The 9,351-nt window shown below is 59.4% G+C and carries 8 protein-coding genes; 4 read left to right on the top strand and 4 right to left on the bottom strand.

Annotated elements, in window-relative coordinates:
* Window positions 1-103 precede the first annotated feature (103 nt).
* From Q0288_RS05940 to Q0288_RS05930, 3 genes are all read left to right on the top strand, one after another.
* Complete coding sequence (locus Q0288_RS05940; RefSeq protein WP_299428621.1) at window positions 104-2,278, top strand: transglycosylase domain-containing protein; 2,175 nt, start codon at window positions 104-106, stop codon at window positions 2,276-2,278.
* Window positions 2,279-2,592: 314 nt separating this feature from the next.
* On the top strand, window positions 2,593-3,591 hold the full coding sequence (locus Q0288_RS05935) for an aspartate-semialdehyde dehydrogenase (RefSeq protein ID WP_299428615.1): 999 nt from the start codon (window positions 2,593-2,595) through the stop codon (window positions 3,589-3,591).
* A 147-nt stretch (window positions 3,592-3,738) separates the two neighbouring features.
* The gene (locus Q0288_RS05930; RefSeq protein WP_299428612.1) at window positions 3,739-4,188 is read left to right on the top strand and encodes a hypothetical protein; all 450 of its coding nucleotides are present in this window, start codon (window positions 3,739-3,741) and stop codon (window positions 4,186-4,188) included.
* Window positions 4,189-4,264: 76 nt separating this feature from the next.
* Here the strand turns inward: Q0288_RS05930 and glpX are convergent, their stop codons facing one another.
* The 4 genes from glpX to Q0288_RS05910 form a co-directional block, all read right to left on the bottom strand.
* Window positions 4,265-5,233 carry a class II fructose-bisphosphatase gene (glpX, locus tag Q0288_RS05925; protein WP_299428618.1) on the bottom strand — a complete coding sequence of 323 codons (969 nt, stop codon included), beginning with the start codon at window positions 5,231-5,233 and terminating at the stop codon, window positions 4,265-4,267.
* Window positions 5,234-5,669: 436 nt separating this feature from the next.
* Complete coding sequence (gene hisIE / locus Q0288_RS05920) at window positions 5,670-6,293, bottom strand: bifunctional phosphoribosyl-AMP cyclohydrolase/phosphoribosyl-ATP diphosphatase HisIE (protein ID WP_299428609.1); 624 nt, start codon at window positions 6,291-6,293, stop codon at window positions 5,670-5,672.
* A 221-nt stretch (window positions 6,294-6,514) separates the two neighbouring features.
* Window positions 6,515-7,294 (bottom strand): imidazole glycerol phosphate synthase subunit HisF, encoded by a 780-nt coding sequence (hisF, locus tag Q0288_RS05915; RefSeq protein WP_299428606.1) that lies wholly within the window; start codon window positions 7,292-7,294, stop codon window positions 6,515-6,517.
* 60 nt (window positions 7,295-7,354) lie between these two features.
* Entirely contained in the window at window positions 7,355-8,590 is a 1,236-nt protein-coding gene (locus tag Q0288_RS05910; protein ID WP_299428603.1) for an RNA methyltransferase, read from the bottom strand.
* A gap of 95 nt (window positions 8,591-8,685) precedes the next feature.
* On the opposite strand from Q0288_RS05910, the gene Q0288_RS05905 reads away from it, so the two are divergent.
* The coding region (locus Q0288_RS05905) for a TAXI family TRAP transporter solute-binding subunit (protein ID WP_299428600.1) at window positions 8,686-9,351 on the top strand (666 nt) is incomplete at its 3' end.

Here is a 9,351-nt window from a genome sequence, read left to right as displayed (position 1 = left end):
ATCGGCATTACAAACACTCTAATCTGCGGCTGGTACACTAAACACCGTGCGCAGACTGTTCCAGATTGTGCGGGTTGTTTTTATTGCCGGTTTTTTGGGGGCCATGGGGGCCTCGGGGTATGTGGCCTGGCTGCTGCTCCGCGATCTGCCCAGTCTCGAGACCCTCGACGACCTGCGCTTTACGGCGACCTCGACCTTCTATACCCGCGATGGCATTCCCATCGCCGACCTGGCCTCGGTGGAGGATGGTCGGGCGATTGCCAGGCAACTGGTTCGGCTGGGCGAGGTCTCGCCTGCGGCGGTGGTGGCAGTGGTGGTCTCGGAAGACCAGCGCTTCTTCGAACACTATGGCATAGACTTTATCCGCCTGTTGGGTGGTTTGTACTATACCTTGCGCGGCGACCTGCAGGGGGGCTCGACCATTACCACGCAGGTGGTCAAGAACACCTTGCTGCGCGACCTGGCCTTTGAGCGCCGGAGCATCAGCGGCCTCGAGCGTAAGCTCAAGGAATTTCCGCTGGCAGTCCAGATCGAGCGGCGCTATTCCAAAGAAGAGATCCTCGAGATGTACCTTAACGTGGTTCCCTGGGGCGGCAATGCCCAGGGGATCTGGGCTGCAGCCCATGCGTATTTTGGCAAGGAACCCTCCGAACTCAACCTGGCTGAAGGGGCCTTTCTGGCAGTCTTGTTGCCAGCACCCAACCCCCGCTACCTCGACTACCCCTCCACCCGTCGCCGCATGAGGGTGTTGCTTAATAACATGGTGTCCGAAGGTTGGATCAGCCAGGCGGACGCCGACGCAGCCTGGCGCTACAAGCTGGTGCCCAAGGGTTGGGAGGCTGCCTATGACGATAGCGGCAACCTCAAGAGCGCCAGACTGGTAGACCCCAGCGTGCGGATTGTGCCTGAGCGCAATGTGCGGCTGGCCCCCTATTTTGTATTTGAAGTGCAACGCTATCTGAGGGAGAAAATCGGCTCCGATAAACTGCGCAACCAGGGTGGTCTGCGTATTATTACCACCCTCGATCTCAAGATGCAGACCGCCGCCGAAAGAGCCGTAGCAGGCCGCCGACTGCCCGATCAGGCCCAGTTAGCGATGATAGGCCTCGAGCCCAATTCAGGCGAAGTGCTGGCCATGGTGGGGGCGCGACCCGGCACCGAAGGCGAGTTCAATCGGGCTACCCAGGCCTGGCGCAGCCCGGGCTCGGCCATCAAACCCTTCACCTATGGTATTGCCCTTGAAGCGGGCTGGACCCAGGCCACAACCGTGCGCGACTCTCCTGTGGAGTACCCCACCCCACAGGGTGTCTGGCGGCCCAAAAACTTCGATGGTCGTTTTCTGGATCGTCCGGTCAGCCTCCGCTATGCCCTGGATCGCTCGCTCAACCTGCCGGCCATCCGCACTGCCGAGGCCATCGGGGTGCAACGCCTGGGCGACAAGCTACGCTCGGCGGGGTTCCGCCTGACTGGCAATATGGCGGTGCTGGCCAATTCGATCGGCGGAGGTGCCGATATCACCCCCATTGGACTGGCGGCTGCCTACTCGAGCTTTGTCAACGGGGGCTACTGGATTGAGCCGCGTCTGGTGCTGAGGGTTGAAGATAGCAATGGCCGAGTGATCTATCAGCCAGAGACCAAAAAAGTGCTGCTCTGGACGCCTCAAGTGGCTTTCCAGATCTGGGACATGCTCAAAGGTTTCGTTTACGATGTTCCGCCTGGTTTCCGTAGCAGCCTGGCCTGGGAGGCCCGCATACCTGGGCGTATCGTGGGGGGCAAGACCGGGACCAGCGACGATGCCGTTGACCTCTGGTTCGCCGGAGCGTCCCGGGGGCTGGTAGCCACCCTGTGGGTTGGCCGCGATGACCATAAGCCCCAGCGAATGGGGGGTGTTGAGCCCAGCAGTTCGATGGTCAACCCCCCGATCTGGCGTGATTTCATCGAACAGGCCTTGCGGGGACGCCCTGCCGGTGATTTCCCACAGCCTTCGGGGCTGGTTCTGGCCAATTTCGACCTGCTGACCGGCAACGACAGCTCGAGCGGAATTGCAGCTCTCTTTCCAGACCGTCAGGTGCAGCGTACCCAGACTGTAGTCCGCGATGCTCCGCCACAGCCCACCCAGATCACTCGTCCAGGCCCTGCCATTGCCAGTACCAGTGCTTACCAGACCATCGCGGTGGATCGGGGCACCAACTGTCTGGCTTCGCTCGAGACCCCCACCGAGCGCCTGGTATGGTTGCAGGTACCGGATAGCCGGGTCAATGATTACCGGTGTAATTAGAGCACCCCAGACACTATACAGCGACAATCCTTGCCGAGTAATTCACCCATAGCCTGGACGCTGAACCGACCGGCAATCACTCGGGACTTGCGCCCAGTACGTTGAAGACCACGAAAGGCGATTAACGGATTCTGCCTGGGCGCAACTTAACAGTGCCAACCGTCCATTTACGATTGACTTTTGCTCAATTTGCATTTATTGTTTTGCTCAGATGGTTTGGTATACCACCACTACGGCCTAGGTGGCAGCTCTTCCGAGCTGTTGCCGCTACCTGCCGATCCTGGCAGGTTTTTTGTTTCCCAAAGGAGAATGCCATGAGGATCGGAATCGTGGGGGCCACCGGAGCGGTTGGACAAGAACTGCTGAGGGTGCTGGAGAAGCGCAATTTTTCGGTCTCAGAGTTGCGGCTCTATGCTTCAGCCCGTTCGGCGGGCAAAAGCCAGAAGTTTCGTGGCAGGGAGGTCGGCATCGAGGCGCTGCCCGAGACCCCCTTGCCGGTAGATGTGGTGCTGGCAAGCGCGGGGGGTAGCATCTCCAAGCAGTATGCCCCCATCTGGGCCAGGCAGTCGGTGGTGGTGGACAATTCCTCGGCTTTCCGCTACGACCCCGAAGTACCGCTAATTGTTCCAGAGATTAACGCACACGCCATCCAAAGCCACAAGAATATCATTGCCAACCCAAACTGCACCACCGCCATCCTGGTAATGGCCCTTTATCCACTCCATAAGGCTTTTGGAGCCAAACGGGTTATCGTCAGCACCTATCAGAGTTCATCGGGGGCGGGTGCAAGTGGGATGGACGAGCTATTGCATGGAACCAGGCAGTTCCTGGCGGGACTTCCTGTCGAACACAAAACTTTTGCCCATCCGCTGCCCTTCAATGTCATCCCGCACATTGATGCCTTCCAGGAAAATGGCTACACCAGAGAAGAGATGAAGGTGTTGTGGGAAACCCAGAAAATTATAGGTGACCCCCAGATCAAGGTATCGTGTACTGCTGTGCGGGTTCCAACCCTTCGCGTCCACTCCGAAGCTGTCACGGTGGAGTTTGAGCGCCCGGTTAGCCCCGAAGCTGCACGGGAGGTGCTCCTTAGTGCCCCTGGGGTGGATCTGGTGGACGATCCGGTCAACAAGCGCTATCCGCTGCCCCATACCGCGACCGGCAAATTCAATGTAGAGGTGGGGCGAGTCCGCAGAAACCTGGTATTTGACAACGGCCTGGACTTTTTTGTGGCGGGCGATCAGCTACTCAAAGGGGCTGCCCTGAACGCCGTGCAGATCGCAGAGCTGCTGCAAGAGCCGGTGATCCGCTAACGATACAAAACGGTGCCAGCGCATGGGCTCGAGCTGGATCCAAAGCAAGCCCTGGACGACAAAGCGCTGGGCTGGCCTCGAGAAGCTGGCCATTCATCACAGCAACCTGCCATACGTGACCCGTATACTCAGCGCGGAGGTTTGGCTATGCGTAGACTGCTAATTCTGATGGTTTTGTTACTAACCCCGGCCTTTGCACAGAGCGTCCAGGTAACAGCCGGTAGCCCTTTTGGAGTTAATGCGGGGATCCGCCTGCCCCTGGTGCCTTTTCTGCTCGATGGGCGGGTTTATGCCGGGGCGAACTTCTTTACCGGTGGCCCTGCTTCGCTGGGCGGCGGCGCCGATGTGCTGGTGACGGTGCCCCTTACCGATCTGTATGCAGGCGCTGGCCTGTTTTATGCTACTGGCACCACCGTATCGCTGCTGGCCCAGGGTTCCACCAGTGGGGGTCTGGGTGCTCGAGGGGTGATCGGAACCTATCTGAACGTGGGTCTGCCCCTGATCGGTATCTTTGTCGAGGTGCACCCGATGTTGTTTTTCTCTGGCCCCAGCACGTTTGGTCTGGGGGGTGCGGTTGGTGTGAACATTGGTTTTTGATGGTGCATAGTAGCTTAGGGCTGGCTTCGTGCCAGCCCTTGGTTTCTTGGGGCGGTTTTCAAATACGGCAATCAGCCTAAACCCGAATATTGACCCGCGCCCCACTTTCAAACAGGTGAATCGAGTCAATAAACCGCACCACCCTGGTTCTGTAGCCCATTACGATGGAGTGGGTTCGGGCACCACCGCCAAAGTAGCGCACACCCTCCAGCAATTCGCCGTGGGTGATGCCGGTGGCCGAGAAAACGATTTGCTTTCCGGGGGCCAGGTCGTTGGTGCGATAAACCTTCTTTTCGTCGGCTCCCATCGCCCGCAGACGCTCGAGCTGGGCATCGCCATCCGGCAGGAAGCGGCCCTGAATCTCGCCGCCCATGCACTTGAGGGCCGCAGCGGCCAGCACCCCTTCGGGCGCACCGCCACTGCCCATCATGGCATGGGCGCCGGTTCCACGAATGGCTACCGAAACTGCTGCTACCACGTCTCCATCGGTGATGAGCTTGACCCTGGCCCCCGCTTCGCGCACCTCTCGAATCAGCTTCTCGTGCCGGGGCCGATCCAGAATGACCACCACCAGGTCTTCTACCTTGCGCTGGAGGGCGTCGGCGATGATGCGCAGATTGGCTTCCACCGGGAAGTCCAGGCTGACCTTACCCGCAGCGGGTGGCCCCACCACCAGCTTCTGCATGTACATATCGGGCGCATTGACCAGACCTCCCTTTTCGCTGATGGCAATAACCGTAATGGCGTTGGGAAGCCCTTTGGCAGTGATGGTAGTACCTTCTACCGGATCAACAGCAATATCCACCTCGGGGCCCCCGCGCCCGAGGATTTCGCCGATATAGAGCATAGGTGCTTCGTCCATCTCCCCTTCGCCAATGACCACCCGGCCCTGAATGGGCAGTTCTGACAAAACCTCGCGCATGGCCTCGGTTCCGACCCCATCTACCTCGTCCTTTTTGCCCATACCGGCCAGCCGGCTGGCAGCCAGGGCTGCGTGCTCGGTAACCCGGGCCACCTCGAGCACCAGTAACCGCTCTATATCCATTTCCATGCCCAGAGCTTACCAATGTTTTGGTGCGGGGTTGGTTTGGTAGTGCTTCCAGGTGGCGCGGTCTGGCTAAACAGGGCTTAAGCTGCGCCATAGCTGGAAGGTTTTTAATCAATTGTATCCCCTGGTTGCTCTGCAATCCGCCTCTTTGCCGCCTCTGGGTTTCGAGAAGTTGGTGCGCCTTCTACGGCAACCGCCTCAGGGCTTAGGTAACTCCATTACCGAATACGGATTCCGACTCTCAACCGGCGGGAGTTGCTTTGGAGCAGGTTGTTTCGGGGTTCGTATCACCTACCGACTGCCGGGTTGCCAAACCGCTCGCTGCGCCGTATGGAGTTTGCAAACCCGTAATACCCAACTGTCAATCGCCACGGAGAGGCACTACCTGGAGGTATTTCAAGCTTGATGCAGCGACAAAAATACAGCAGCACACCTACTGGGGCTTGTGTCGGCTCCAGAGGGTGCGGGACAGGTCACTGGGAGAAATCTCCTGCTCGGCCAGGGCAAAAAGCAGGTGAAAAAGCAAGTCGGAGGCTTCCCACTCGAGCTCCCTGCGGTCTGCATTTTTGGCGGCGATAATCACCTCACCTGCTTCTTCCCCGATTTTCTTGAGCACCCGATCCAGACCCGCCTGGTGCATTTTGGCGACATAGGAGCCTTCTGGAAGGGTCTTTAGGCGATACTCGATGGTGCGGTAGACCTTCTCCAGCACCTCGCCCAGCGGAGGGTGAACGGGGGGGGTGGTAACTGGGTGGTGGAAACAGCTCTCGGCTCCGGTGTGACAGGCGGGGCCGTGGGGAATGACTTTGTAGAGCACTGCGTCCTGGTCGCAGTCCAGCACAACCTCGAGCACTTCCTGTGTGTTCCCCGAGCTCAGACCCTTTATCCAAAGCTCGTTCCGGCTGCGGCTCCAGAAGGTGCTCTGTCGGGTTTGGATGGTTTTTTCCAGAGCTTCGCGGTTGGCATAGGCCAGGCTCAAAACCTGCCCCGAATGCGCGTCCTGCACAATTACCGGAATCAAGCCATTCGCGTCAAACTGTACATCGGAAAGTTTCATGTATACACCTTTACCACTGCCTCGGCAGGCTTTATTGTCGGCGTCGAGGGGATGTAATGCAACAGGGGTGTGTTGAGTCTGCTCTGAGACACGAGGGTTCAGGGTGACCCCGAGGTATTTTCCCGATTTCATGTTAAGAGCCTGCATCGGCGATAGACCGCTGTTCATCGCCGAGATGGTCTCCCAACCAGCCGACCTACGGTTCAGGTACCTTTACAACGCTATACCCTCTGAGGAACCGATGGCTCAATTCGCATCGGGATACCTTTCCGGGCCAGGTATGCCTTGAGTTCCGGGATCGAAATTTCGCCAAAGTGAAAAACGCTGGCTGCCAGGGCCGCATCTGCAGTTCCGTCTTGCAGTACCGCAGCGAAATGTTCTTTGCTTCCTGCGCCACCGGAGGCAATTACGGGAATTCCGACCACCTCCGACACCGCCCTGCACAACGCGATGTCGAACCCTGCTCTGGTTCCGTCGGTGTCCATGCTGGTGAGCAGAATTTCACCGGCCCCCAGTTGAGCCGCGTGCGCGGCCCACCAGAGCGCATCCAGCCCGGTGGGGGTGCGGCCCCCGGCCACATAGACCTCCCAGGAACTGGCTTTTTTTCGAGCGTCAATCGCCAGCACCACCGCCTGGTTGCCAAAATGTTCCGAGAGCTCCCGAATCAGCTCTGGACGCCTGACCGCAGCCGAGTTCACCGAGACCTTGTCGGCCCCCGCCATCAACAGGGCCCTGGCGTCGCGCAGACTGCGAATTCCGCCCCCGACCGTGAAGGGAATAAAGACCTGCTCGGCCACCTGGGTAGCGATATCCAGTATGGTGGCCCGTTCATCGTGGGTGGCCGTGATGTCTAAAAACACCAGCTCATCGGCTCCGGCCAGATTGTAGGCCTTGGCCGACTCTACCGGGTCGCCCGCATCACGCAGGTTGACAAAGTTGATGCCTTTGACTACCCGGCCCGCATGAACGTCCAGACAAGGGATGATGCGCTTGGTCAGCACAGGGTTGATTCTCGAAGGTGGGGGGTGGAAGGTCAAGGGGGAACAGGGGTCAGCCTTTGGTTAAAGGGACAATAGACTCAAGACTTCCACGTGGTGTGTGAACGGGTAGAAGTCGTAGGGCCGGGCAAAGCGGAGCCGATAGCCAGCCTCTCCAAGCCTGCCCACATCGCGTGCCCAGGTGGCCGGGTCGCAGGCAATGTAGAGGATTTGGGCTGGCTTGCCCTCCATCAAGCCGGCCAACACTTCGGGTGCCAGACCGGCTCTGGGTGGATCCACCATTACCAGATCGGCGGGCAGGTACTTTGCCAGCACCCTGGCATCCTCTTGTTTGAACACCAGGTTCTGTACCCCCAGCCGATCCCGGTCAGACTCCCCTCGTTTCAGGGCATTGCGGTTGATTTCGATAGCCACGATTTCCCTCAAAAATGGCGCCAGGTGCAGACTCAACACACCACTTCCCGCGTAGAGTTCCACTGCCCTGTGGCCTGAACCGGCAATTCGTGCAGCTTCCTGATACAAAAGTCCAGCCGCTTTTGGGTTGACCTGGGCAAAACTCTGCACGTTTATGGTCGAAAGCACGCCTCCAAAGTCCTCCAGGAGGCTGGTTTCACCGCTCAGGTGCTGAACCCGGCCCCGGAAGCGCCCTTTGGGGCTCGGCTCGGCCCAGACCACCCCTGCGATGCCTTCTTGTACCAGGGCCCGGGCGGTTTGCTTGAAAAACCGTGCCTGCCCTCCGATAAATCCGACCTGGACTTTGTGCTCGTAGAGTGAGCCACGCAGCACGAGCTCCTCGAGGTTGGCCAGCGGCCAGCTCCGGAGCAGCTCAAAAGCGGGCTGCAACGGTTCGGCCACAAGGGGGTCGTGGGAAATACGAATCAGGTCGTTGGACTGGGGCTGGCGGTAGGCCAGGCCACCCACTGGATGCAGGGCATACTGGACAGCAGTGCGGTAGTAGAGGCCCGGCTCAATTCCATATGAGGGTGAGGCCTGAATGGGGGAGACCTCGAAACTCAGTTTGGCGATGCGCTCGAGGGACTCTTGCACAAAGCCCTGCTTGATGGGTAGCTGGGCAGCGTATTCCAGTGGCAGGTCTGCTGAAGGGGGTAATGGTTTTCGGTACCGCTGGGGATGGGGCTCCAAAACCCTGGTGACGTGGCCCTCGAGGTGGTTCTTGCGGATGCGCCCCTCGGCCTCGACCCACTCGCCGGGCAGTGCCCCACGCACAAGCAGGGTACCCTCGGAAGTGCGGGCCAGGCCCAGGCCACCCGGCACCAACTTCTCGATTTGCACAATCATAGCCACACCATACCCGAATGCATTAGCGGTAGCGTTGACGATTCGCCCCGTCTCAGCAATAATCAGCCCTAGTTCAAAATCAGGAGGATAGCGAGATGAGGAAAGTACTACTGCTATTGGCAACCCTGGCGACCGCCACTGTGGCCTACGCCCAGGATTTTATCACCATCGGCACCGGTGGGACCACCGGGGTATATTTTCCAGTTGGCACCGGCATCGCCCGGTTGGTCAACGAGGCTAACATTGGCGTCCGGGCCAATGCCCGCTCGACCGGCGGCAGCGTTTTCAATATTAATGCTATCGCCTCCGGCGAGTTACAAATGGGCCTGGCCCAGAACGACGTAGCCTTCTCAGCCTTCAACGGCGTGGGCATTGCGGCCTTCGAGGGCAGGCCGGTCAAAAACTTCCGCGCGGTGGCAATCCTCTACCCCGAGGCGATCCACCTGGTGGCCCGTCGCGCAGCCAGCATTGTGAGGGTCTCTGACCTGCGCGGCAAGCGGGTGGTAATTGGCGATGTGGGCTCGGGCACCGAGCAGAATGCCCGTCAAATTTTGGAGGCCTACGGGCTGCGCCTCTCCGATTTGCGCGAGGCCATCCGCGTAAACCCCAACCAGGCCCTGGCCCTGATGCAGGACGACCGTGCCGACGCCTTCTTCTTCACCGGCGGGCTGGGCAGTGCGGTGGTGGCTCAGGCCGCCCAGACCCTTCCAGTGAACCTGGTTGAAGTGGAGTACGAGCGGGTCAACGCCCTGGCCCGCCGC

Origin of the sequence: uncultured Meiothermus sp. (genome assembly GCF_937863175.1) — a bacterium.
Classification (GTDB): domain Bacteria; phylum Deinococcota; class Deinococci; order Deinococcales; family Thermaceae; genus Meiothermus.
This window is presented reverse-complemented; position numbering and strand designations above follow the sequence as displayed.